General features: G+C 69.7%; 22 protein-coding genes. 11 read left to right on the top strand and 11 right to left on the bottom strand.

What is annotated here, in order from left to right:
- The first annotated feature begins 128 nt into the window (after positions 1 to 128).
- Positions 129 to 875, top strand: a complete 747-nt coding sequence (locus DKM19_RS16875; RefSeq protein ID WP_110696518.1) for a pirin-like bicupin family protein — start codon at positions 129 to 131, stop codon at positions 873 to 875.
- Positions 876 to 954: 79 nt separating this feature from the next.
- Here the strand turns inward: DKM19_RS16875 and DKM19_RS16870 are convergent, their stop codons facing one another.
- The gene (locus DKM19_RS16870) at positions 955 to 1,797 is read right to left on the bottom strand and encodes a LysR family transcriptional regulator (RefSeq protein ID WP_110696517.1); all 843 of its coding nucleotides are present in this window, start codon (positions 1,795 to 1,797) and stop codon (positions 955 to 957) included.
- A 77-nt stretch (positions 1,798 to 1,874) separates the two neighbouring features.
- Here DKM19_RS16870 and DKM19_RS16865 point away from each other — a divergent pair, with 77 nt between their 5' ends.
- A complete protein-coding gene (locus DKM19_RS16865; RefSeq protein WP_110696516.1) occupies positions 1,875 to 2,585 on the top strand; it encodes a hypothetical protein in 711 nt (236 codons plus the stop codon).
- A gap of 180 nt (positions 2,586 to 2,765) precedes the next feature.
- Here DKM19_RS16865 and DKM19_RS49495 read toward each other — a convergent pair whose 3' ends face one another.
- The 6 genes from DKM19_RS49495 to DKM19_RS49490 all read right to left on the bottom strand — a co-directional run bounded on the left by DKM19_RS49495 (position 2,766) and on the right by DKM19_RS49490 (position 6,992).
- Positions 2,766 to 2,927 (bottom strand): hypothetical protein, encoded by a 162-nt coding sequence (locus tag DKM19_RS49495; protein WP_162641544.1) that lies wholly within the window; start codon positions 2,925 to 2,927, stop codon positions 2,766 to 2,768.
- A gap of 218 nt (positions 2,928 to 3,145) precedes the next feature.
- Entirely contained in the window at positions 3,146 to 3,937 is a 792-nt protein-coding gene (locus DKM19_RS16860) for an MBL fold metallo-hydrolase (protein WP_110696515.1), read from the bottom strand.
- Positions 3,938 to 3,961: 24 nt separating this feature from the next.
- Positions 3,962 to 4,753: an alpha/beta hydrolase gene (locus DKM19_RS16855; protein ID WP_110696514.1), complete on the bottom strand. Its 792-nt coding sequence runs from the start codon at positions 4,751 to 4,753 to the stop codon at positions 3,962 to 3,964.
- 12 nt (positions 4,754 to 4,765) lie between these two features.
- Positions 4,766 to 5,608, bottom strand: a complete 843-nt coding sequence (locus DKM19_RS16850) for an alpha/beta fold hydrolase (protein WP_110696513.1) — start codon at positions 5,606 to 5,608, stop codon at positions 4,766 to 4,768.
- Positions 5,609 to 5,619: 11 nt separating this feature from the next.
- Entirely contained in the window at positions 5,620 to 6,441 is an 822-nt protein-coding gene (locus DKM19_RS16845; RefSeq protein ID WP_110696512.1) for an alpha/beta fold hydrolase, read from the bottom strand.
- A 182-nt stretch (positions 6,442 to 6,623) separates the two neighbouring features.
- Complete coding sequence (locus DKM19_RS49490; protein ID WP_162641543.1) at positions 6,624 to 6,992, bottom strand: helix-turn-helix domain-containing protein; 369 nt, start codon at positions 6,990 to 6,992, stop codon at positions 6,624 to 6,626.
- A gap of 100 nt (positions 6,993 to 7,092) precedes the next feature.
- Between DKM19_RS49490 and DKM19_RS16835 the strand changes: the two genes are divergently transcribed.
- Positions 7,093 to 9,795, top strand: coding sequence for a LuxR family transcriptional regulator (locus DKM19_RS16835; RefSeq protein ID WP_110696511.1), 2,703 nt, complete (start codon positions 7,093 to 7,095; stop codon positions 9,793 to 9,795).
- A gap of 79 nt (positions 9,796 to 9,874) precedes the next feature.
- Entirely contained in the window at positions 9,875 to 12,574 is a 2,700-nt protein-coding gene (locus DKM19_RS16830) for a LuxR family transcriptional regulator (protein WP_162641542.1), read from the top strand.
- 88 nt (positions 12,575 to 12,662) lie between these two features.
- Here DKM19_RS16830 and DKM19_RS16825 read toward each other — a convergent pair whose 3' ends face one another.
- On the bottom strand, positions 12,663 to 13,016 hold the full coding sequence (locus DKM19_RS16825; RefSeq protein WP_162641541.1) for an alpha/beta fold hydrolase: 354 nt from the start codon (positions 13,014 to 13,016) through the stop codon (positions 12,663 to 12,665).
- Between the two features lie 95 nt (positions 13,017 to 13,111).
- Between DKM19_RS16825 and DKM19_RS16820 the strand changes: the two genes are divergently transcribed.
- The 3 genes from DKM19_RS16820 (at position 13,112) to DKM19_RS16805 (ending at position 17,645) form a co-directional block, all read left to right on the top strand.
- Complete coding sequence (locus DKM19_RS16820) at positions 13,112 to 15,823, top strand: AAA family ATPase (protein WP_110696508.1); 2,712 nt, start codon at positions 13,112 to 13,114, stop codon at positions 15,821 to 15,823.
- Positions 15,824 to 16,302: 479 nt separating this feature from the next.
- Positions 16,303 to 16,662, top strand: coding sequence for a hypothetical protein (locus tag DKM19_RS16810; RefSeq protein WP_162641540.1), 360 nt, complete (start codon positions 16,303 to 16,305; stop codon positions 16,660 to 16,662).
- 68 nt (positions 16,663 to 16,730) lie between these two features.
- Entirely contained in the window at positions 16,731 to 17,645 is a 915-nt protein-coding gene (locus tag DKM19_RS16805; protein ID WP_204358823.1) for a hypothetical protein, read from the top strand.
- Between the two features lie 211 nt (positions 17,646 to 17,856).
- Here DKM19_RS16805 and DKM19_RS16800 read toward each other — a convergent pair whose 3' ends face one another.
- The gene (locus tag DKM19_RS16800; protein ID WP_110696504.1) at positions 17,857 to 18,201 is read right to left on the bottom strand and encodes a hypothetical protein; all 345 of its coding nucleotides are present in this window, start codon (positions 18,199 to 18,201) and stop codon (positions 17,857 to 17,859) included.
- Between the two features lie 520 nt (positions 18,202 to 18,721).
- Here DKM19_RS16800 and DKM19_RS16795 point away from each other — a divergent pair.
- From DKM19_RS16795 to DKM19_RS16785, 3 genes are all read left to right on the top strand, one after another.
- On the top strand, positions 18,722 to 19,024 hold the full coding sequence (locus tag DKM19_RS16795; RefSeq protein ID WP_110696503.1) for a hypothetical protein: 303 nt from the start codon (positions 18,722 to 18,724) through the stop codon (positions 19,022 to 19,024).
- A gap of 72 nt (positions 19,025 to 19,096) precedes the next feature.
- Positions 19,097 to 19,747 carry a DNA polymerase beta superfamily protein gene (locus DKM19_RS16790; RefSeq protein WP_110696502.1) on the top strand — a complete coding sequence of 217 codons (651 nt, stop codon included), beginning with the start codon at positions 19,097 to 19,099 and terminating at the stop codon, positions 19,745 to 19,747.
- On the top strand, positions 19,744 to 20,517 hold the full coding sequence (locus DKM19_RS16785) for a DNA polymerase beta superfamily protein (RefSeq protein WP_110696501.1): 774 nt from the start codon (positions 19,744 to 19,746) through the stop codon (positions 20,515 to 20,517). Before DKM19_RS16790 ends, DKM19_RS16785 begins: the two co-directional genes overlap by 4 nt.
- Before the next feature lie 43 nt (positions 20,518 to 20,560).
- On the opposite strand, the gene DKM19_RS16780 is transcribed toward DKM19_RS16785, so the two are convergent.
- Positions 20,561 to 20,758 carry a hypothetical protein gene (locus tag DKM19_RS16780; RefSeq protein ID WP_110696500.1) on the bottom strand — a complete coding sequence of 66 codons (198 nt, stop codon included), beginning with the start codon at positions 20,756 to 20,758 and terminating at the stop codon, positions 20,561 to 20,563.
- Between the two features lie 150 nt (positions 20,759 to 20,908).
- Between DKM19_RS16780 and DKM19_RS16775 the strand changes: the two genes are divergently transcribed.
- Entirely contained in the window at positions 20,909 to 23,491 is a 2,583-nt protein-coding gene (locus DKM19_RS16775; protein WP_110696499.1) for a DUF4132 domain-containing protein, read from the top strand.
- 16 nt (positions 23,492 to 23,507) lie between these two features.
- Here DKM19_RS16775 and DKM19_RS16770 read toward each other — a convergent pair whose 3' ends face one another.
- Entirely contained in the window at positions 23,508 to 24,647 is a 1,140-nt protein-coding gene (locus tag DKM19_RS16770; protein ID WP_110696498.1) for an MBL fold metallo-hydrolase, read from the bottom strand.
- Positions 24,648 to 24,848 lie beyond the last annotated feature (201 nt).

Genomic DNA, 24,848 nt, shown 5'->3' with positions numbered 1-24,848 from the left:
GTGTTACGCGTGATTTCCGGCGTGTATTCGACCAGGTGAGCAAGATTGCCTGCCGCCGAGGGGCCCGGGGAACATCTCGGAGCATCGATCGGTTGAAGGTTCAATCAAATAGACGAGAGAGGATCGCCATGACCGTCGACATCCGCAGGTCCGCCGACCGCTTCGCCACCAAGATCCCCTGGCTCGACTCCAAGCACTCGTTCTCGTTCGGCCGCCATCAGGACCCCGCCAACAGCCACCATGGCGTGCTGCTGGTCAACAACGACGACGTCGTCAAGCCCGGCACCGGCTTCGACACCCACCCGCACCAGGACATGGAGATCGTCACGTGGGTGCTGCGCGGCTCCCTCGTCCACCAGGACTCCGAGGGACACTCCGGAGTGATCTATCCGGGGCTGGCGCAGCGGATGAGCGCCGGAACCGGCATCCTTCACTCGGAGAAGAACGACTCGTGGCGGCTGCAGGGTGACAAACACACCGACCCGGTGCGCTTCGTGCAGATGTGGGTCGTGCCCGACGAGGCCGGGATCACCCCCGGATACGAGCAGCTGGAGATCGACGGCGAGCTGCTCAGCGGCGGCCTGGTCCCGGTCGCCTCCGGGATGGACAGGGACAAGGGGCGCAGCGCGATCCGGATCAACAACAAGTACGCCGCGCTGCACGTGGCCAGGCTGGAGCCCGGCCAGAGTGTGGAGTTGCCCGAGGCCCCGTTCCTGCACCTGTTCGTGCCCCGCGGCACCGTCGACCTGGAGGGAGCCGGCCCGCTCGCCGAGGGCGACGCCGTACGGTTCACCGCCACCGGCGGCCAGCGCGTCACCGCCACCGACGCGGCCGAGATCCTCCTCTGGGAGATGCACGCCACCCTCGCCGCCTGACCCGGCCCGGCAGACCGCGCGGATTACGTACGTGAGGTCATCCACGCGTTCAACGAGCGAGGGTGCGATGCGCTCTCTCCTAACGGAGCCGCTCGGTGACGGCCTGGGCCGGACCCGGCGCGAGGGGACCGTGCAGCATCTCCACCCGGTGCACCACACGCGGCGCGGTCAGCGGCACTCCGGCCGCCACCGACGAGGGCAGCAGGGTCAGGCCGTGTCCGGCGGCGGCGAGATTCAGGAGGGTGTGCACATCTTCACCGCCGTAGTGGAATCCGACACGGAACCCGCCCATACCTGCCACCTCGCGCAACCGCTCCACCGACACGGCGGCAGGGGCCTGCAGCCACAGTGCGTCGGCCAGGTCGGCCAGCGCGAGCCCGCGCCTGCGAGACAGCGGGTGATCGCCGGGCAGGACCACCACCAACTCCTCCTCGGCCACGCCAACGGCGGTAAGCGGTCCCACGTCCGGCAGGCGCAGCGGATCGCTGGGCGCGGCGATCCCGTCGACGAACCCGAGGTCGGCGGCGCCGGAGGCGACCTGCTCGGCGACGTTCTCACGTCCGGCTGTGCGAAGGGTCACCGCCAGCCGCTCCTGCGCCAGGCTCCGGGCGATCGCCGGGGTGCACGCCAGCGGGGAGGCCACCACGGTCAGCCGCTCGATCGGGCCGGCGGCGGCACGCAGGACGTCGGCGCGGGCGGCTCGATGGCGTAGCAACAGCGGACCGGCGTGTTCCAGCAGGCGTTCCCCCGCAAGGGTGGGCGTCACCGGGCGGCGGTGCAACAGAGCCAGTCCCAGGTCCGCCTCCAGCACGGCGATCTGCTGGGACACCGCCGACTGGGTGTAGCCGAGATCCTCGGCCGCGGCGGAGAAGGACCTCCGGTGGACGACGGTCACGAACGTGCGCAGCAGATGTGGATCCACGATGCATCAGTATCGCTTATCAAGCCAGCAAGGATCATCGTTGGCGCTTACCTCGGAGTTCCGGTGAGGATGAGGGCATGACGATCGCAAGAGTCGCCCTGGTCGGCGACAGATCCCCAAGTGTCCAGGCCCACGTGCGCATCCCATCGATCCTCGAGGCGCTGCGCGAGCGCGACGGGTTGACACTGGACGCCTACTGGATCCCCACCACCGAGGCTCAGGACCTGGAGGGGTTCGACGGCATCTGGATGCTGCCCGGCAGTCCCTATCGCAGCGAGGCAGGTGCGGTGAACGCCGCGCGGGTCGCCCGCGAGCGGGGTATCCCGTTCCTGGGCACCTGCGGTGGCTTCCAGCACACCCTGCTGGAATACGCGCGCAACGTCCTTGGCCTGCCGGTCGCGCACGCCGAGAACGACCCGGATGCCGACGACTTCCTGCTGCTGCCGCTGGCGTGCTCGCTCGCCGGCCATGAGGATGAAGTCCGGCTGACGCCCGGCTCGCTGGTCGAGAGGATCATCGGCGCCGACAGGAGCGTGGAGAAGTACTCCTGCAACTTCGGCCTCAACCTCGACTACCTGTCCGTGCTAGAGGAGGGTGGCCTGATCTTCACCGGCCGTGACAGCGCCGGAGCCGTACGAGTGCTCGAGCTGCCCGGTCACCCGTTCTTCCTGGCCACGCTCTTCCAGCCCGAACTGTCCGGGGACGGCACCCGGCCTCACCCGATCATCACCGCGTTCGCCTCGGCCTCCGTGGCGCTGGCCGCCTCAAGAGTCCCGGCCTCGCTCTAGCGGCCCGTCACGCAGCCTTGGCCGGGTAACCGGTCGCCTCGGATGGGTGAGCCGGCGGCGAACTCCAGCGACAACGGCCGGACGAATACCTCCGGGCGACGCGCCATGACCGCCTCCAACAAGAGTCCTGGAGGCAGACTGACGAACCTCACCTGGTGATGCCAATTACCCCGCCACCGTTCAGAGACGGGCCACTAGGTCGGGCTGGGACCGGCCCTCGGCGTAGTGGACGCCACCGGACGCGGGCGGCAACTCCTCAGCCGTCGGCTCCCGGAACCACGCCGCCGGCAGGGCAGGCAGCGTCTGCAACTCGGACCGGGCGGACGCGGTCAGCGGATCCATGACCTCCACCACCTCGAGTTCGCCGCGCTCTGCGGCGCGGTCCTCACAATCGCTACCGGAATCGACCAGGCCACGGCCCGGACCAGACCGCGCCCGGCTCCATCCGCTCTCCTCGGCTCGCTCGACATCGCCGGCGTCTTGGTCGATCTCATGCCGCTGGTCGTTTGATCGCCGGCGAGTGCGGAGGGGATGGTCGGCCGGATGCGTGCTGGGGTTCGTCACACGGTGATGGGATGGGGCGTGCCCGGCGTCAGCCAGGTGACGGCCCTGGTGAAGGCGGCGGGAGCGTCGGCCCAGGCGTCGGTGATGGCCTCCTGGCCTTCCTGGAAGTGCTGCCAGCCCTCGTAGTGGACGGGCAGGACGGTGACCGGGTCGATGGCCCCGCCGAGGTCGAGGGCGTCGGCGGCGGTCATGGTGTAGCGGAGCGGGCCGGTGAGGGGGAACTGGACGCCGCCGAGGTGCAGGAGGATCGTGCCCGGGTCGAGGTCGGCGGCCGTCTTGTGGAGCGCGGGGTGGAGCACGGTGTCGCCGGTGATCCACAGCGCTCCGTGGTCCTGATCCGGCCAGGTCAGGGCGAAGCCGATGACGTCGCCGACGATGGGACGGCTGAGCGGCGGCCCGTGCCGGCACGGGGTGGCGGTGATCTCGATCGGCGGACGGCCGGGCGCCTCCAGCCGGGTGCTCTGCCCGGCCTTAAGCCCGCGGGTGGCTCCGCCGAGGCGGCGGGCGCCCGAGCGGGTGGTGATCGTGACTCCGGCGCCGACCAGCAGTGTGCGCCCGGCGTCGTCGAGGTTGTCGCTGTGGTGGTCGTGGGTGAGCAGGACGGCGTCCAGCGGCGGCAGGGCGTCTGGCGGGAGGGCGGGGCCGGTGAGCTTGCGGGAGGAGGTCCCCCAGCCGAATGCGTAGGTCCGGCCGGGGGCGTCGAAAGTCGGGTCCGTCAGCAGTCGCCAGCCTTCGAACTCGATGAGGACGGTGGGGCCGCCGATGTGAGTGAACCTGACTTCCGACATGGGGCGCGCTCTTTTCCGAAGGTGTCAGCTGTGGTCGAGGGCCCAGGCCAGGGCGCGGTCGGCGACCTCTTCCCAGCCCTCCTGGGCGGGCATGAGGTGGGAGCGTCCGGAGAACTCGATCACTTCGGTGACGGTGTTGGACGTGTAGTGCTTGGCGTTGGACCGCTGGATCTTGGGCGGCATCAGGTTGTCGTTCTCACCCGCGATGAACAGCAGCGGTGCCCGGTCGTCGTTGTGGTAGTTGACATAGTTGTCGTCCTTGCCGGGGTGGATGTTGGCCAGCGCGCTGCCCCAGAAGACGTTGCCGGAGGCGGGGATGTGATAGCGCTCGTACAGGGTGCGGGACTGCTCCTCGGAGAAGGTGTTGGCGAAGGCGTAGTGCCACTGCTCGAACGTGAACCCGACGGCCTTGTGCCGGTTGGCCGGGTTCTTGAGCACCGGGAAGGTCGCCTTGATCTGCGACAGCGGGATGACCTGGACGCCTTCGGTGGGGGCGGAGTTGATGGCCACGCCCGCGGCGCCGTAGCCGTGGTCGAGCAGGATCTGGGTGAAGACACCGCCCGCGGAGTGGCCCATGATGATCGGCTGGGAGTCCAGTCCGTCGATCAGTTTTTCCAGCGAGGCGATGATGGCGGGGACGGTGAGTTCCTCGATCGGGGTGGGGTCGGCGTTGAGCGCCTCGACCTCGACCTCGAAGCCGGGATAGGCCGGGGCCAGCACCCGATATCCCTTGCTCTCGTAGTGGGTGATCCAGTGCTCCCAGGATCGGGGGGTGACCCAGAAGCCATGGATTAAGACGATGGTGTCGGGTTTCATGGGGGTTCTCCTTCAGCGGGTGGCGGCGTAGGCGGCGACGATGACGGCCGTGGCGGCCGCGGGATGGGAGATCATGACGACGTGCGAGGAGCGGATCTCGGTGATCTTGCTGCCGGCGCGCTTGGCCATGAAGCGCTGGACGGCCGGCGGGATGACCTTGTCCTGGGTGGGGATCAGGTACCACGACGGGATGGTCTTCCAGGCCGGGACGCCGCTGGGGCCGGCGAGCCCGCCGACGCTGCCGGGGCGCTGGGTGGCCGCCATGAGCCGGGTCTGGGATTCGGGCAGGTCGGCGGCGAAGACCGCACGGAACTTGGCGGCGTCGATGTAGCCGTCGATCCCATCGGTCCCACTCGTGCTGCCCGGCAGCGGGTAGGGGCGCTGGATGAGGGCGGAGCCCAGCTCGCTGCCGGGGAACTTGTCGGCCAGCACCAGGGCGCTTTCGCCCTCGTCGGGTGCGAAGGCCCCCAGGTAGACCAGCGCCTTGACGTTGGCGTGCCCGCGTGCGGCGTTGGTGATCACGATGCCGCCGTAGGAGTGCCCGGCGAGGATGACGGGCCCGGGGATCGTGTCGATGACGCTGGAGATGTAGGCGGCGTCACCGGCGGCGTCACGTAGCGGGTTGGCCGGGGCGATGACGGGGAAGCCCGCCTTCTGCAACAGGGCGATCGTGTCGTTGAAGCCGGAGGCGTCGGCGAACGCGCCGTGCACGAGCACCACCGTCGGCTTAGCGCCGGCACCGGTGGCGGGTGCGGCTGCGGCTGCGGGTGCGGCTGCGGCGGTCAGGCCGAGGACCAGGACGCAGCTGGTGACAAGGGCGCCCAGCAGGCGGCCGAGACGGTGTAGGGGGGTCATGGCGGTGCTCCTTAGGAGTTCAGGAAGGCGAGGAGGTCGTTGTTGAACTCGCGCTCGAACGCGCCGGTCAGGCCGTGCGGGGCACCGTCGTAGATCTTCAGGGTGGCGTCCTTGACCAGCTTGGCGCTCTCCGGCGCCGAGGCCAGGACGGGCACGATCTGGTCGTCGTCGCCGTGCGCGATCAGGGTGGGCACGTCGATGCGCTTGAGGTCCTCGGTGAAGTCGGTCTCGGAGAAGGCACGGATGCAGTCGAGCGCGCCCTTGAGGCCGACCTGCATGCTCCACAGCCAGAAGGCGTCGACGGCGCCCTGGGACACCTGCGCGCCAGGACGGTTGAAGCCGTAGAAGGGCACGGCCAGCTCCTTGTAGAACTGCGAGCGGTCGGCCTCGACACCGGCCCGGATGGCGTCGAACACCTCGATCGGCAACCCGTCAGGGTTGGCGTCGGTCTTGAGCATCAGCGGCGGTACCGCGCCGAGCAGCACTGCCTTGGCCACCCGGGAGGTGCCGTGCCTGCCGATGTAACGGGCGACCTCGCCACCGCCGGTGGAGTGCCCGACCAGGCTCGCCTCGTTCAGATCGAGGGTGTTCATCAGGGTGGCCAGGTCGTCGGCGTAGACGTCCATCTCATTGCCGGTCCAGGACTGGCTGGAGCGGCCGTGCCCGCGCCGGTCGTGGGCGATCGCGCGGAAGCCGTTGGCGGCGACCATGCGCATCTGCCCGTCCCAGGCGTCCGCGTTGAGCGGCCACCCGTGGCTGAACACGACCGGACGACCGCTTCCCCAGTCCTTGTAGAAGATCTCGGTACCGTCGTCGGCGATCACGTAGGGCATCTCGGTGTCTCCAGGTCGGTGTCGATGGATGCGACCCTAGGTTCGCGAGGTCTGGCGGCAATCGGTCATATGACTGCACCAGGGGTCAGTGGGCGTCCTCCTTACACGCCTCCTGCCGCAGCCGCGACGCCGCGGCGGTAGCGGGTCCGAAACGACGGCGTGTACGGGATCGCCGGTCACCGCTACTTCGCGGGAAGCTCGTGAGCGCGCCGCCGCCACTGGCCGGCGGTGAGGCCGTAGGCGAGCCGGAACCGGCGGGAGAAGAACGTGGGATTGGAGAAACCCCAGGAGCGGGCCACGGCCTCCACGCTGTGATGGTCGCGCGCGGACCGGGACAAGTCACACCGGACGTTTTCGAGACGCTGGTCGATGATCCATTGTTCGAGGCTCAAGCCGCCTTGCTCGCAGAGCCGGTAGAGGGTGCGAAGGGAGATGTGGTGCGCTCTGGCGATGTGCCGGGGATTGAGCTCGGGGTCGGCCACCTGGCGGGAGACGTAGCGGAGGATCCGGGCAAGAGCTGCAGCGTCATTCGTCCTTGTCGCAAGTTTCACAACACGGATTGTCGGCGGCCGTCCAACGCCTTTGTACTGAGGCTGGCCCCAGGACGAGTGCCTACCTGTAACGGGATGATCCCCGTAAGATCCGTCTGTGATGGCTCTGATCGGACGGGCGGCGGAGGTGAACCTCCTCGCGGCCCTGCTCGAAGGCGCCCGCAGATCAGTGGGCGGGGCACTGGTTCTGCGCGGTGAGCCGGGGATCGGCAAGACGGCCTTGCTGGAATGCGCGATCGAGTTGGCCGCGGACATGCGGATACTGAGCGTCACCGGGCTGGAGGCGGAGGCCCACTTCGGGTATGGGGTCCTGCACCGGTTCCTGCTGCCGTTGATGGCCGGGATCGACGATTTGCCCCGCCCTCAGCGCGACGCATTGATGGCGGCATTCGGCATGGACGAGGCGGCGCGCGCGAATCCGTTCCTCGCCGGGCTGGCCACGTTGACGCTGATCACCACCTACGCCAGAGAACAACCCCTGCTCTGCGTGTGTGACGACGGGCAGTGGCTGGATGCCGAATCCCTGCGCATTCTGGCCTTCGTGAGCAGACGCCTGACGGCCGACAACGTGGTCGTTGTGTTTGGAACCCGGGACAGCGCCGCCACGGCCGTCCTGGACGATCTGCCTCACCATCGGCTGACCGGGATCGGTGAACGGGCTTCGTGGGAACTGCTCGGCCTTCATGTGAAGGGCAAGCTGGACCGCGACGTCGCCGCCCGAGTCGTCGGCGAGGCGCAGGGGAATCCACTGGCGCTGCAGCTCATGGCAGAGGAGCTGGAAACCCGCATCCCTGCTCCCGGGCCAGCCGGGCAGTCCGGTGACGCCATACGGGAGCAGTTCCTCCGTCAAGTCAGTGGCCTGCCCGGCCATACTCGGCGGTTGCTCCTCCTGGCGGCCGCCGAGCCGACGGGCGATCGGGATCTGGTCTGGCGCGCCGCCCGTGAGCTCGGCGTGCACGAGGCCGCCGCGGATCTGCTGATGGCGGCGGAACCCGCAGAAAGGGCCGGTTTGCTGGTGACCGCACCTTTTGTCAGATTTCGGCACCCGCTGCTGCGTTCGGCCGTTTACGCCGAAGCAGGTCCCGAGGATCGCCGGGCCGTACATCGGGCATTGGCGCGGGCCACGAACGCCGACGGCGACGTTGACCGTCGCGCGCAGCACCTCGCCGCCGCTACGGCGGGGCCGGACGAGGACGTCGCCGCTCAACTGGAGCGGTCAGCCGATCAGGCCAGACGGCGTGGCGGGTTCACCGCGCAGGCCGCCCTGCTGGTCCGGTCGGCTGAGCTGTCGCCAGAGCCGCGCGGACGGACCCGGCGGCTCATCGCGGCTTGCGAGGCCGCGATCATCGCGGGACGGATCGACCAGGCGGAAGGGCTGCTCGACCGGATCGAACCCTACGCCCAGGGCACCGAAAGAGCCAGAGCGCTGCGGCTGCGCGCGATGCTGCGCATCTCCACCGCTCGCGCGGAACAGGCCATCGATGCGGTGATCGAATCGGCCGCGTACGACGAGCACCCCGGCAGGACGGCCGACACCTTGTTGCTCGGGTTCTACGCCGTATCGATCTCTCCGGTGACCGCCCGGCATTCCTTGCGCGACCTCGCCGCCGCCACGGACACATCCGCGGGAGCCGAAACCCAGGCTCCCTTCCTGGTCGCGCTGGCCCGCACTTTCGCGTACGGCATCGGCTCCTCCGCACCGCTGCTGCGTCAGGCACTGAACGCCGCCGCGCAGTCGCACGATCCCCCCAACGGTCCGGCGGTGCCGATCCTGACCGCGATGGCAGGCATCGAGATGTGGGCCGACCAGGCCGTCGGCGCCTTGTGCGACACCTACACGCGACATGCCCGCGATCGCGGTGACCTGCAGAGCTTGCGCGCCGTCCTGCACGCTTCAGGCATGCTTCAGCTCTGGCGCGGGAAGTTCGGCGCGGCCGAGACGCTCTTCGCCGAATTCAGCGAAATGTCAGCCGTCATCGGAGGCGGCGAACGATTCGCCGGCCTCGTGCGAATAGCGCTGCTGGCCTGGCGCGGCGACGATGAGGGCACCCAGGCCGCGGCCGAGCTCATCAGCGCCCACCGCACCGACCCCCAGACGGTCGGCGGCTTTAGCCTGCAGAGCGCCCGTCAGGCACTCACCATCCTTCACCTGGGCCGAAGCCGCTACGCCGAGGCACTGGCGCAGGCTCGCGCCGTCTTCGACGACGCCTTCCCGCTCCTGCACAGCCCGATCCTGCCCGATCTCGTAGAGGCGGCCGTACGCACCGGGGATCACGAGCTGGCCCGCACCACCCTGCACACGCTCGAGCGGCGGGCGATGGCGGCGGACACACCGTGGGCGCTCGGTCTGCTCGCCCGTTCCCGCGCACTCCTGGCCGATGATCCCCAGCCGCTGTTCAGCCAGGCCGTCGAGCTGCTGCGAGGCACCGGCATACGCACCGACCTGGCGCGGACCCACCTGCTGTACGGCGAATGGTTGCGGCGTGCCCGGCATCGGCAGGCCGCCCGTCAGCAGCTCCACACCGCCTACACGATGTTCCACGAGATAGGCGCCGCGGCCTTCGCCGAGCGGGCGAGCACCGAACTGGCGGCGATCGGCTTTCGAACCGCACGCTCCGATGCCGCCGCCACGACCACACTCACCCCCCGGGAGACGGTGATCGCCGACCTGGCCGCACGGGGCGTCAGCAACGCCGAGATCGCCACCCGGCTCTACATCAGCGTCAGCACCGTGGAGTTCCACCTGCGCAATGCCTTCCAGAAACTGGGCATCACCTCGCGCCGCCAGCTCCCCATGCCCTGACTCTGGCACGCACAGAAAAGTCAACCGCCTTCTCCCTTGCCATCATCATCCGCGGGAGATCAGGTCCGGGGAGAAGCACATGATCACTTTGTTCGGGCGGGAGCGTGAGATGGCGCAGGTCGACGAGCTCGTCGACCGCGGACGCACGCAAGGCGGGACGCTGCTGGTGCGAGGGGCGGCGGGGATCGGCAAGTCCGCCCTGCTCACAGTGGCGGACGAAAGGGCGGCGGCGCGCGGCTTGGTGGTGCTGTCGGCCTCCGGCGTGCAGGGTGAGACATACCTGGCCTTCGCAGGGCTGCACCAGCTGGTGCAGCCGCTGCTGGGTTCGGTACGCGAGCTGCCGGTACGGCAGCGCGAAGCGCTGCTCGGCGCTTTCGGGCTGGACGAGGTCCGCGATCCCGAGCCCTTTCACATCGCACTCGCCGTACTCAACCTGCTCAGCGACATGGCCGCACGTCGGCCTCTGCTGCTCGTCGTGGACGACCTGCAGTGGCTCGACCGGCCCACCGCAGAGGTGCTGGCGTTCGTGGCCAGGCGGGTGCGCGCCGAGCCGATCGCGTTGCTGATGGCCGCCCGCGACCGCTATGCCACCATCCTGGACAACACCCACTTCTCCGAACTGGCGCTGGGCGCCCTGGCGCCGTCAGACGCCGAAGCCTTGCTGGACAGCCGTGCCCCCGAGCTCTCGCCGAGCCTGCGCCGACGCGTGCTCACGGAAGCGGCAGGCAACCCGCTCGCCCTGGTGGAGCTGCCGCTCGCGCTCGACGGCGGGCGCGGTGCCGCCCAGCCCGAATTCCTGCCGCTCACCGTCCGGCTGGAGCGCTCCTTCGCCGTCCGGCTCGCGGAGCTGCCGCCCCGGACGCGGACGTTGCTGCTGGCCGCCGCAGCCAACGACGGTCATGATCTCGGTGAGACGCTGGCCGCAGCGCGCCGGACGGCCGGCGCCGACGTCTCACCCGCGGACCTGCTGCCCGCAGCCGATCTCGGCCTGGTCAGCCTGACCGAGCGGGCCGTCCAGTTCCGGCATCCGCTGGTACGTTCGGCGATCTACCAGCAGGCCGAAGTCACGGAGCGACGGGCCGTCCACGCCGCCCTCTCTGAAGTGCACGACCACGACCACGACCGCCGCGCCTGGCACCGAGCGGCGGCGCTCGGCCACCGCGACGACAGCGTGGCGGCGGAACTGGAGAACGTGGCGGTGCGGGCGCAGCAACGCGGCGCCATCACGGTGGCGGTCACCGCTCTGCGCCGCTCCGCCGACATCAGCGAGAAACCCGCGACCAGGGCTGAACGTCTCCTGCGCGCGGCCGAGCTGGCCTTCGAGCTCGGCAACGTCCATCAGGTCGCCGAACTGCTCGCGCTGGCCGAGCCCGAACTCCAGGGCCAGACCCAGCGCACACGGTTGGCGTGGCTGAGCGAGGTCATGGAGGAGGGCCGCAACGAGGGCCCGGCTCGCGTACGGCGCCTCATCGGCACCGCCGAGGCGTCCGATGACCGGGCGCTCGCCCTCAACTTCGTCCGCGCCGCGGCCCTGCGCTCCTTCTGGAACGATCCCGGCGAGGAACTGCGGCAACGGATCATCGCCTTGGCCGAACGGCTGGCCACCGGACCGGACGACCCCGCGCTCATCTACATCCTGGCCACCGCGGACCCCGTCGAGAACGGCGCAGAGGTCATGAAGCGGCTGGCCGGACTGCTGGAGACCCAGGTGGATGCGGCCGATGCCAGGATCTTGGCCGTGGCCGCGCACACGGTCGGGGCGTTCGAGCTGGGTGACGGATTCCTCGACGTCTCGATCGCCGATCTGCGCGCCCAGGGCAGGCTGGGACTGCTGGCGCAAGCGCTCGGCTCCCACGTGTGGACGCGGATCTTCCGCGGCCACCTGGCAGACGCCCTGCTGGCCGCAGAGGAGAGCGAACGCCTGGCTTTCGAGACCAGACTGCCCCGTTGGCAGTCCGCGGCTCTGGGGGGACTGGCCATGCTGGCCGCGCTGCGGGGCGAGGAGGAGCGCGCCCACGCACTGGTGGCCGAGGGCGAACGCGTGCTCGGCACCGTCACCATCCGCTCCAACATGGCGCTGCTCCGCCACGCCAGGGGCATGATCGCGCTAAACGCCGGGCAGCATGAGGAAGCCTTCGGCCACCTGTGGCGGGTGTACGACCCGGGGGACACCACGTACCACTCCACCTGGCGGCAGTGGATGGTCAGCGATCTGGTGGATGCCGCCGTCACCGAGACGCACCGCGAGACCGCCCGCGCGGCCGTGGCCGGCCTTGAGGTCATCGGCGGGCGCACCCCGGCGCCGATCCTGCACACGGGACTCCGCTACGCGCGGGCGGTGCTGGCCGACGACGACCGCGCCGAACAGTTCTACCTCGCCGCCCTGGCCGCCGACCTGACCGAATGGCCGGCCGCCCGGGCCCGGCTCCTGCTGGCGTACGGCATGTGGTTACGCCGCCGGCGCCACATCCTGGACGCCCGTGTCCCCCTGCGCACCGCCCGCGACACATGTGACGCCCTCGGCCTGCTCACGTGGGGCGAGAAGGCCCGCCAGGAATTGCGCGCCACCGGCGAAAGCAGCGAGATCCGCGTGCCCGCCACAACCGAACAGCTCACCCCCCAGGAACTGCACATCGCCAAGCTGGCGGCCGGCGGGCTCTCGAACCGAGAGATCGGACAGCAGCTCTACCTGTCGCACCGCACCGTGGGCACCCATCTGTACAACCTGTTCCGCAAGCTGGGCATCACCTCGCGCGCCCAGCTTCGCGACGTTCTTTAGACCGCACGACCCGCATGGCACTCGAGTATCTACGTCATGCGACCGATACCCGGTCCCCCGGCCCGCTGCTTACCGTCGCTGCGTGCCGTCATCTCGCCAGGAACTCCAGCATGAGCTGGTTCCGCTGCCCGTCGTGCGTGAGCGGGGCCCCGTGCGGTGCGTCCGGAATGGTGACCAGCACGCTGTTCGCGATGGCCCGCGCGATGCGTGCCCCGCTGCCCTCCAGTGGCACGAACGCGTCCCGCTCGCCCTGGACGATCAGCGTGGGCACGGTGACGTGCGACAGGTCCGCGTCCGGGTGCGCGGCGCTCCAGGCGGTCAGCGAACCGGCCGTCGCCTTGGGAGAGGCGTCCGTGGCGTCCCAGAACCGGTGCGACAGCGGCCGGCCGTGCACCAGGACGACGGGCTCGCCGTCGCCGAAGTCCTGATAGAAGAGGCTCACGCCTGTTCCCGCCTGTAGTCGCGCCACCCGCTCAGCATGCCGGGGCACGCGATCGCGGCCATCGGTCAGATGACTGCACCCGAGGAGACGAGCACATGGACATCATTGGACGGGAGCGGGAGCTGGCCGCGTTGCGGCAAGCGATCGACCGCGTGCCCGGCGTGCTGCCGAACCTGGTGCTGCACGGCGATCCCGGTGTGGGCAAGTCCGTGCTGCTCCAGGCCGGGATCACCTACGCCGAGCAGCGGGGGATGCGGGTGGTGGGTGGCAGTGGCTTCGAAAGTGAGGCGCAGATGGCCTTCGCCGGGCTGCACCAGTTGTTCGCGCCGGTGATGGAGTACATGGACCGGGTGGAGCCCTTCCACCGGGACGTGCTGCGCCGGGTACTGGGAATGCAGGACGGGCCGCCGCCTGACCGGTTGGCGATCTCGGTGGCGTCCCTGGCGGTGCTGGCGGCCGTGGCGCAGGAGGGACCGATGCTCATCGCGGTGGAGGACGCTCACTGGGTGGACCGTCCCACACGCGAAGTGATGATGTTCATCCTGCTGCGACTCAAGCCGTACGACCTGAGGGCTATCTTCGCGCGGCGGTCGCTGACGGCCGGCGAACGCGTCACGCCCGGGATCACCATGCTGGAGGTCGGACCGCTCGACGACGAGGCGGCCGGGCACCTGCTGGATCTGCTTCACCCGGGCCTGCCCGGATCGGTACGCCTGCGGGTGCTGGGCGAGGCCGCGGGCAACCCGCTCGCGCTCACCGAGCTGGCGCAGACCTCGGTCGGGGTGGAGATGTTGCCTGCCCACGCGCCGATGCGCACCCGTCTGGAGACCGCGTTCGCCGGCCGGGTGCTGTCGCTGCCGCCCGAGATCCGTACGACGTTGCTGGTGACCGCGCTGGACGGTGACCGGCTGGAGCACCAAGCTGAGCTGTCCTCGCACGACCTGTTGGAGGTGGAGCGGCTGGGCCTGGTCACGCGCGATTCAACCCCGTCCGGCCTGCGTTTCCGCCATCCGCTGGTCAGGTCGGCGATCATCAACACAGCCTCTCCTGACGAGGTGCGGCGCGCGCACGCGGTCTTGGCCGATCAGCACAAGACCGATCCGGAACGGCGGATGTGGCATCTGGCGGCGGCCACGGTCGAACCGGACGAGCAGGTGGCCGCCGAGATCGAGAAGGCCGCCCGCGCGGTGAGCCTGCGGGGCGGCTCCGGGCTGGCGGTCAAGGCGCTGCAGCGGGCGGCCCGCCTCACCCCGGACCCGCCGGCCCGCGCCGCACGGCTGGAGCACGCGGCCGAGCTGGCCGGCGAGTCCGGGCAGCTCGACCTGGCCCAGGAGCTGCTGGACGAGGCGCGGCGCCATCTGGACGATCCGGGCAGGGCGCTGGCCGTACGGGCGCAGATCCTCATGCTGCGCGACGGTGACCTGGACGCGGCCCGCCGCCTGCTGCGCGGCACGCCTGCGGCCGGTCCGCTGGTCAGGGTGATGGCCGCCTCCTACGCCCAGGACCCCGAGGAGTGGGCGGCGGTCACGGACGTGGTCGCCGGTTGCGACGACGAGCACGTACGGCTGCTGCACGACGTCTTCACGGGCACCAGCACTGCGGCACGCGTGCGGACGGCGCTGGACGAGCTGCCCGGTGACGCCCCGCCGGGCCGGGTGGCCGCGCTGTGCCGGGCGGCGACCTGGATGGACCTGCTGCCCGGCTACCGTTCCCGCTTCCGCGCCCTGATCGACGGCGAGGCCGGGCAGGGCGCGGTGACGCATGCCGCCAGCGGTTACTGGCTGGCCGCGCACGATCACTTCCTGGCCGGGCAGTGGGAGGCCGCAGAAAGCTCGGCCAATGCCGGGCTGGACCTGTGCGTCCGGCACGACTTGGAGCTGCTGGCCCATGACCTGCGCTGCACCCTGGGGTGGATCGCGGCCGCGCGGGGGGACGCCGACAGCGCCAGGGAGTACAGCAGGATCGTCGAGCGGTGGGCCGCACCGCGCGGCAGCGCGCTGCATCTGTCGCTGGCGGCCCGCAACCTCGCGCTGGCCGCGACGGCGCACGGGGACTACGAGACGGCTCATGCGCATTGGACGAGCATCAGCCCGGTCGGCGTCATCCCCCCGTACGTGGCGTTCGCGCCGTGGGCTGTCTTCGAGCTGGTGGATTCGGCGGTGCGCACCGGCCGGATGACCGCGGCCAGGACGCACGCCGCCGCCGCGGCCGGGCTGGCCGGCCGGGCTCCCCGGCTGCGCTTGCATATCATGGCCGCGCAGGCGCTGGTGGCGGCGGACGAGGAGGGGGTGCCGCTGTTCAAGGCCGCGCTTGCGCTGCCCGGAACCGAGCGCTGGCCTTTCGATCACGCCCGGGTACGGCTCGCGCTCGGCGAGCTGCAGCGCCGCCGTCTGCAGCCGGGCGAGGCGAGGCCCGAGCTACGCAGGGCCGCGGACCTGTTCGCCGGGATCGGCGCGACGGCCTGGCAGCAGCGGGCCGAGCAGGAACTGCGGGCCACCGGGGTGGCCGTGACGCAGCGCCCCAACGCCGCCCACGGCCTGACCGCCCAGCAACTGGAAGTGGCCCGCCTAGCCGCCTCGGGACTGAGCAACAAGGAGATCGGCGAACGGCTGTTCCTGTCCTCCAGGACCGTCAGCGCTCATCTGTACCGGATCTTCCCCAAGCTTGGCATCACCTCCCGGGCCGCCTTACGCGACGCCCTGGACGGTGCGGTCGGCGATGCGGTCCATCGGCAGCCCGAGCCCGTCGAGCGCGCAGGGTCCACCCGGTGTGAGCCATCATGTTGGGCACGAGCAACGGGTGCGTGAAAGAGGCGGCCCTGGGCAGCCAGAGATGCCGGCGCCCCAACTCCCGTTGCCGGCGGGAGATCAGTTCGAGTTTGGCTCGCCGCCCCTCCGGCCCGGGGGTGGGCAGCTCTGGTTCGGCGAAGACCTCGTCGACCATCTGCGTCACCGGTTCGTCCTTGTTCATCACGTGCCGGTACAGCGACATCGCACCGGCGTCGAGTTCCGCCGCCAATCGCCGCATGGACACGGCGTCGAGTCCTTCAAGGTCGGCGATCGCGATGGCGGTTCGGAGTACGTGCTTGCGGTTCAGTGCCTGTTTGGGGTTGTCGGCTCGCCGCGGGCTTGGCGGCGTGGTCGAGCCGACCGGCTGTTCCCGAACCGTACGGAGGGTGTCGCGCTATACCAAGTGTACTAGTTCAATTTTGGAGCACTAGTTCACTTTCTAAGCCTTTTAAAGCCAAATAAACAGGTGAATTGCGCAGTTTGGATACGGTGTCCGCATGACACGATATACACCGTACGCACCCGTGCGACATACGGATGACGCGGAAGGGCATGCGGCGCTGGGCATCCTCACCGAAGTGCTTTCGAGCGATTCCGTTGCCCGTCGGCTCGTCCCCTCGCAATGGTCGGCGCCGACCACAGGCCGGGCGCCCGACGCGGAGCATCCGGACGCGCCCGAGGCGGTCCCGAGCTTCCTGGCGCGCCGGATCCTTCCCGGCGACACGGCGGGCGCCGCAGAACCGGTGCACCGCCTGCTCGTGCCGCGGTTCTGCCCACCGGATCGAGAGTGGTTCGCTCCGATGACGCTCGGCGCGGCCCCCACCGCCATGGGCGACACCGGAATGAGGATCGTATGAACCCGTTGTCCGGCTCGTTCGCCGAAGTGCGGTCGTGGCATCGACCATTGATGATTATGGTGGCGGCGATGTCCACGCTCGTCGTCGTCGCGAGCATCGGCCTCTTCGCGGACGGTCGTGAGCTCATGCAGGCATCGGTCTGGGCGAAGCCGTTGAAGTTCGGGGTGTCGTTCGTCATCTACGGCGCGACGCTCGCCTGGCTGTTGCCGAAGCTTCACAGGGCGAGGCGCACGATGTGGACCCTCGGAACGGCCTTCGCCGTCACCGGGCCGATCGACGTCGGTTTCATCGCGGTGCAGGCCGCCCGCGGCACCTACAGTCATTTCAACGTCAACACCGACGCGTTCAATCAGATCGGGCAGGTGGTCTTCTCCTCAGGCGTGGTCGGGTTGTTCGGGGCGAGCCTGCTCATCGCTGTCATGCTGCTGTTCCAGCGGGTCGGCGACACGGCACTCACCTGGGCCCTGCGCGCCGGGATCGGGCTGTCCGTCATCGGCATGGCGCTGGCGTCCTTCATCCGCGGGTGGGCCGCGACCGGACCACGGCCGGCCGAGGACGCCTACGGGAACCCGGTCACGCTGCTGGGGCAGCACGGGGTCGGGGCACCGGACGGCGACGGCATGCCGATCACAAACTGGAGCACCGCAGGCGGCGACCTGCGTGTTCCGCACTTCATCGGCTTGCACTCCATCCAGGTGTTCGTGCTCGCGGTGCTGCTTCTCACCGCCCTCGCGGCCCGGATCGGCTGGCTGCGCAGCGAACGCGTGCGCGCCCAGCTGACCGGGGTCGTCATTCTGGGCTACACGGCGCTGTTCGCCATCACGACGTGGCAGGCGATGCGCGGCCAGTCGCTGGTCCACCCCGACGCGGCTACGTGGATCGCACTCGCCGTAACGGTGGTCGCGACCGCGCTGCCGGCGGCCCTGGTCATCTCGTCCGCCCGCCGCGGCGAGGTGGCACGGTGGGTAGCAGCGGGGGCCTGAGCCGTGGACGTCATTGACGTCCGTTCCGCTGTCATTGTTGATGAGGAGTACCGGCAGCAAGTCAACGATCCACCTGTGCTCGGCCTTGACAACCGGGGCCGACGGCTCAACAGGAAGCGGGCCTGTCCGAGGTTCGGACAGGCCCGCCCCATTTTGGTTCGAGAACCCTCACGGGATCACGAACCCTTGTACGGCTACGATCCGGCAGCGGCTAGCACGTGGCCTTGCCCGCTGCGAACCCGCCGTTGAAGCCGTGCAGGTATGCGGTGTCTTGCATCGCCGGGGAGAAGCTCCTGTTTTGCTTCCCGCACGAGGCTTTCCCGGCCGTGTATCCCTCGCTCCAACCGGACGAGCACAGCTCTCTGAGCTGGCCGTTGAATGCGCGCCTGCACCGAGGCGGCGCGACATTCAAGGGCGCCGTGACATGACTGTCGGCGGCGCTTACGGACTTCGGAACGACCGAAGCCTGAACGACCGAAGCCTGCGAGATATCGACCGTCCCAAACACGAGGGCGGCGATCAGCGGACTGGCGGTGAGCAGACGTTTTCCGTACATCTTCGGCTCCTTCCTGATGAAGCCGTCTCGACAACCGCGACTCCATCTGAGGAAATGGCGCCCAGGGATGGCTCAGGAGAGCCGATCCTCATGAAGGCGAACATTGGAAGTTTCTGCTTCCCTGCCCTCTCGGAGGAGGGCATCTGGCTGTGGCCCCTGTTTTCCGTCGCCGCCCATTGGTGATGTCCTCCGGCATCGCATGCCGGTTGGAACGACGCGCTACCTCCACCATGGGGTTCGGTTTCTCGGCGCGTCCAGGCACTTGACCTTAACCTGAGCGCGGTTTTCACTGTTGCCCGCAGATTTCCGAGGGCTTAATTGAACCCGAAAGATCCTGCCCGTTTGCACCAGGCTTCAGGGGGCAGGGCCGAGGCGTTCTGCATGGTGCAGGGCCGAGCAGACGGTTCCCACCGATCCCTGGGACCTCGTCCTCCCGAGAGGGGAGATGCGCTCCACCCTCACCGCCTGAATCGGCTTAAATCGCTAAGATCATGAAAGTCGCTGAATCGTCCCTGCGGACGTGTGTAGCATCCTCCGATCAAGATCCATCTCCGGCCGCCGCTCCGTCACCGCCTGCACCTCCCTGGAGAAGGCCGCCTGTGTCTGGGACACCGCGACCGGCAAGGCCGTGACCCGGATCAGCCTTGGATTCAGCGCGAGCTGGGGAACCGTTCTCGGCTGGTACGACGACAAGCGCCTCATCGCCTCCACCGAAACCGGCGTGGGAGTGGTGGACCTCAAGGGCAAGGTGGTGGAGACCCTGGTCAAAGCCGACAAGAGCCAGGGGTTCCGGCCGTACTTCGCCGCCCGCGGCCGCCCCTGAGCCGACGGGGTGATCGGCCCGGGTGCGGAAACCCCGTGTCGCGAACAAGCGCCGGGCTGGCACGCTGTGCGGATGGAAACACGGTGCCTCCCGGCGCACTCGGTCCTGTCGGTGGTGGTCGGCTCGCGCGCCTACGGCCTGGAGACCGAGGAGTCCGACGTCGACCGGCGCGGGGTCTTCGTGACGCCGACCCGGTTGTTCTGGCGGCTGGCCAAACCGCCCACCCACGTCGAGGGACCGCTGCCCGAGCAGTTCTCGTGGGAGGTCGAGCGGTTCTGCGGGCTCGCCCTGGAGGCCAACCCGACGGTCCTGGAGTGCCTGTGGTCACCGATCGTCGAGCATGCCACCCCGGCGGGCAGCGAGTTGCTCGCCATCCGGCGCGCCTTCCTGTCCGGGCGCGCCCACCAGACCTTCACCGGATACGCCGACGCCCAGTTTCGCCGCCTGGACCCCGAGCGTCCCAAGTGGAAGCAGGCCATGCACACGATCCGGCTGCTGATCAGCGGCCTGCACCTGGCGCGACACGGCGAGCCGCTGGTCCGGATGGACGCCCACCGCGATCGGCTGCTCGCCGTACGGCGGGGAGAGCTGTCCTGGGATAAGGTCACCCGCTGGCGCTCCGAGCTGGTCGCGGGCTTCGACGGCACGGGCGTGTTACCCGCCGAGCCCGACCGGCGGCGCGTGGAGGAATACCTGATGAGCACCAGAGAGGCCGCCCTGTGACCGTCACCCTGCCGGCCTGGCTGGCCGAGATCCCCGCCGAGGAGGCGCACCCGGCGGCCTTCGCCACGGTCAGCGGCGCGCACCTGTACGGCTTCCCCTCGGTCGACTCCGACGTCGACCTGCGCGGCGTGCACCTGCTGCCGCTTGAGGAGGTGATCGGCCTGCACACGGGCGAGGAGACCCTCACCCGCTCCTGGGTACGGCACGGCGTCGAAGTGGACCTGGTCACCCACGACCTGGCCAAGTTCTGCCGCCTGCTGCTGCGCCGCAACGGCTACGTGCTGGAGCAGTTGCTCTCACCGCTGGTGGTGGCCACCTCCCCGGTCCACCAGGAGATGATCGCCGCCGCCCCGGGCTGCGTCACCCGCAACCACGCCCACCACTACCTGGGCTTCGCTCGCACCCAGTGGTCGCTGTTCGAACGCTCCGGCGAGCTCAAGCCGCTGCTCTACACCTTCCGCGTGCTGCTCACCGGCATCCACCTGATGCGCACCGGGGAGCTGGAGGCCGACCTCACCCGGCTCACCGGCGGCCCGGCCTACCTCGGTGACCTGATGGCCGCCAAACGCTCCGCCGAGCACGGCCTCCTGCCCGGCGACGCGCCCGATCGGGTACGGCTGGCGCACGACGTCACCCGCCTGACCGCGGAGCTGGAGGAGGCCAGAGACGCCTCCCGGCTTCCCGAGACCTCGGCCTCGGCCTCGATCCTGCACGACCTCGTCGTCCGCACCCGCCTGTCGGTCCGGGCCTCGCCGGAAGGCTCCCGGTGATCGGCCTCCTCCCCACAGGCGAACTCCCCTAGGTAAGGCACGGTCACCGTTCGGGTTTCGCGGCGGCGAGAATCGCGATCAGGCTCACGAGCGAGGCCACGAGCACCACACCACCGAGGAGGTTCAGATAGCGGGCGAAGACAGCCGGTGACAGACCCCATCCCATCACCGCGACCAGTGCGCCCAGGACGGCGAGACTGCCGCACGTCCAGGCCCAGGCGCGGCGTTCGGCCGTATCCATGGCGCTCCTCCCAGGCGTCGGATCGAGCGTATGACGCGCCTGTCCCACGGGGAAGGGGGCGTCGGCCCTCGCCCGGGTGAGGGCTTCCTCCGGTGGTTTGTCGGAGCCGGCTGATAGTCGTAGGGCACCCCCTACCGCTGGAGACCACCGATGACGCAGGACACCTTCCGGGACGAGACCGCCGGCGTCAGGCCGCTGGAGGGGTCCACGCCGCCGGAGCCGTCCGAGCGGATCGACCCCGCCGCCGATCCGGTGCCCCCGCTCGCCCCCGCGGCGAAGACCGGCTTGGGTCTCCTCGACGAGCTCTCCCCCGAGCAGCTCGGCCGGCTCGGCGACGAGATCGACCAGACCCGCGTGGACGTGTTCGCCCGGCTCGACGAGCTCTACGTGCCAGAGCGGCAATGGTACGTGCAGCCCTTCGCCGAGAAGGTCATCTCCGTGCTCGGGCCCGATATCGGCGACGCGCAGTGGCGCGCGATGGGAGTGTGGGCGCAGCTGCGGACGAACCTGTCCCACACCCGCGAGCATGACCACCTTCGCGATCCGGTATCGCTGGCCCTGTGCGTCGCCGAGCGGAAACTCGCCTGGACCGGTGACGAGATCGAGCTGCTCTGGCAGGCCTCGGTCGAGCCGATCCTGTTCGACCGCGACCCCGCGTCCCCGCTGATTCTCCCGTTGGCCGTCACCAGAAAGCTCTCCCACGAGGCACAGCGCCGCCATCTCCCCCTGATGCGCCAGGTCCAGGAGCTCCTGAACAGGAGCCGTGGATGGTTCAGCCCGCAGGACAAACTCGACCTGGACATCCTCATCGCCGAGCACGCCGAGGATGACCCCGTGGAGGCCACCACCTGCCTGGTCGGCAAGGGCGACGGCTTCGCCGCCATGATGGCCTCCGAGTACGGTGTGTCCCTCGGCAGCCGGCAGACGTTCCCCCTGCTGCGCCACTGGATCACCGCCACCTCCGCCCGCCCCAGCGTCGCCTGGCTCCGGCGGGCCGCCGCACTTCTCACTCCGGACACCGCCGCGCTCATCCAGGAGGTCCTGAGCCGCCTCCCCGCCTATCGGGAGACGGCGATATACCTGCACGCGCGCACCGCCACACCGCTGCGCGGCATGGTGTGGACGTGCGAGCTGATCGACGAGCCGTGGGTGGTTCCGCTGCTCGGGGAGGTCGCCCTGGCGGCGGGCACCGGAATCGGCGGGTCCGGGCCCAACTCCCGCAGCGAGATGCTCGCCAACGCCGCTCTGGGCGTGCTGGCCAAGCACGGCGGCCTAGAGGTGGTGGCTCCTCTGGCCCGGCTACAGACCAAGATCAGGAGGAGGTCGATCCTGGCGAAAGTCGCACAGGTGCTGGACGCGGTGGCCGCACAGGCCGGGCTGAGCCGCGAGCAGTTGCTCGATCGGACCGTGCCGACGTTCGGGCTCGGCCCCGACGGAGTCTTGGAGGAGAAGGCCGGCGAGCACGTCCTCCGTCTGGCGTTGAACGAGACGGGCACCCCGCTGCTGACCTTTCTCAACCCGGCGGGAAAACCGGTCAAGTCCGCGCCGAAGGCGGTCAGGGAGAGCCACGGCGGCCTGCTCTCCGAGTTCAGAAAGCTGCTCGCGGAGGTTCGAAAGACCCTGCCCTCCGAACGGCTCCGCATCGAGCGGGCGCTCGCGGAAGACCGGCTCTGGCGCTGGAACCAGGTCGAGGAGTTCTTCCTCGACCACCCCGTCACCGGCGTCCACGGCAGGCGGCTGATCTGGCAGATCCTGCAAGGCCCCGCCGGGATCCCGGTCAAGACCGCCGACGGCTGGGAGCTCACCGATCCGCTCGGCCGCCGGATCCAGCCTCGCGCCGACACCCCGGTGCAGCTCTGGCATCCCATCGGTGCGGCCGTCGAGGAGGTCCGGAGCCGGCGCGACCATCTTCTGGAGATCGGGTTGCGGCAACCGTTCAAGCAGGCCTTCCGCGAGGTCTATCTGCTCACCCCGGCCGAGGAGCAGACCGGGACGTTCTCCAACCGCTTCGCGGGACACGTGCTGCGCTACGGACAGGCCAAGGCGCTGCTGTCCGAGCGCGGCTGGACCGGGCTCTCGCTCGGCCACTGGGACGCGGCGGGCGGCTCCGGACAGGGCGAGGCCGTCAAGGAGGTCCCCGGCTGGCGGGCGCGCTGGGACATGGAGCTGCCATGGGGCTCCTGGGAGCACGACGAGTACGGCGCCCCGGCCTCGTCCTGTATCAGCGGACCGATCCGGTTCGACCGCACCGACGTGGAGTCGCGGGAGGCGGTTCCGCTCACCGAGGTGCCGCCGCTGGTCCTGTCAGAGATCATGCGGGATGCCGACCTCGCCGTCGGCGTCTCCTCCGTCGGTCTCGACCCCCAGGGACAGGGCGACTACTGGCAGTCCTACAACTTCGGTGACCTCACCGAGAGCGCCGAGGTCCGCCGCGACGCCCTGACCCGGCTGCTTCCCCGCCTGCGCATCGCCGACCGGGTCGAGCTCGCCGAGCGTTTTCTGCGGGTCCGCGGAGATCTGCGCACCTACAAGATCCATCTAGGGTCGGGCAACATCCTGATGGAACCCAACGACGCCTATCTCTGCATCGTCCCCCAGGGCGCGTTCGACCAGGTCTTCCTGCCGTTCGAGGAGGACGGCGGCATGCTGGCGGTCATCATGTCCAAGGCGTTCCTGCTGGCCGACGACACCGCCATCACCGACCCGTCCATCACCCACCAGATCAGGAGCTGATCCGAGGTCGCCGGGCCTACCTCGACCGGCCGTTGGTCTCCCCGCCGTGAAGGAGCTCCCACCAGCTGTCCACCAGGGGTGCGTCGCCGGTGTCGATGCGGTCACCGGGGCGGGGGATCGCCAGGCGGACGTCGCGGGCCTTGGCCTCGCGCCACAGGCGGTCGACGGGCTCGGCCCAGGGGTGCATGGCGAGCGCGAAGGTCGCCCAGTGAACCGGGAGGAGCAGCTCGCCGCCCAGGTCGAGGTGGGCGGCGACCGCCTCCTCCGGGTTCATGTGGATGTCGGGCCAGGCGGGACTGTACGCGCCGATCGGCAGGAGGGTGAGGTCGAAGGGGCCGTGCGCGGCGCCGATCCCGGCGTAGCCGTCGAAATATCCGGAGTCGCCCGCGTAGAAGACCCGCTTGTCCTTGCCCGCGATCACCCAGGAGCCCCACAGGGTCGTGTTGCGGGCGAAGGTGCGTCCCGAGAAGTGCCTGGCGGCGGTGGCGACGAACCGCAGGCCCGCGACGCTCGCCTCCTCGTCCCAGTCGAGCTCGATGATCCGCGAGAGGGGCACTCCCCAGCGCTCCAGGTGGGCGCCGATCCCCAGCGGCACCAGGAACGGCGCCGCCTGCATGGCGGTGAGCGCGCGGACCGTCGCGCGGTCGAGGTGGTCGTAGTGGTCGTGGGAGATCACGATCGCGTCGAGCACGGGAAGGTCGCTCAGCGGCACCGGCAGCGGGTGCAGGCGTCGCGGACCGGCCAGCTGGGACGGCGAGGCGCGATGGCTCCACACCGGGTCGATGAGCACGCGGCGGCCCTCGATCTCCACCAGCGTGGTGGCGTGGCCGTACCAGACGACGCTCAGCCCCGTCGCCGACGGCGCGACGGCCGGAGAGGTCACCAGGGGCACCGGCAGGGAGGGGTGGCGCTCCTCGGCATTGAAGATCATGTTCCAGAGGATGTTCTGCGCGCTCGAAGCCGACGGCGCGACGGCTCCGGGCATGGGGTTGTGGAAGACACCGTCGCGGAACTGCGGCGAGCGCCGCATCCGCTCCAGCCGCTCTCCCGCGGCCCGGCCGCCCAGCTCCGCTGGAATGTTCTTCAGCGCCCATCCGGCGGCGGTCAGCGCCAGCCCGCCCGCGAGGACACGTCCAATCGATCTGCCTGCCACCATCCGGCCCACACTCCTGAAGTCGCCCGTTTTTGCAAACGGTTTCACTCCGCTTGGTGTTCCCGTTTCGCTGCGAGCGAGATGCCGTACGACGGGGAGCGAGGCGTTGGGCGGAGCACCGCCCGGCGTGAGCGGGATGTCGGGCGGAGCTCCGCCCGACGGTGAGGAGGGCGTTGGGCGGAGTGCGGCCCGGCGGTGAGCGGG

This window comes from Streptosporangium sp. 'caverna' (assembly GCF_003203775.1).
GTDB classification, from domain to species: domain Bacteria; phylum Actinomycetota; class Actinomycetes; order Streptosporangiales; family Streptosporangiaceae; genus Streptosporangium; species Streptosporangium subroseum.
This window is presented reverse-complemented; position numbering and strand designations above follow the sequence as displayed.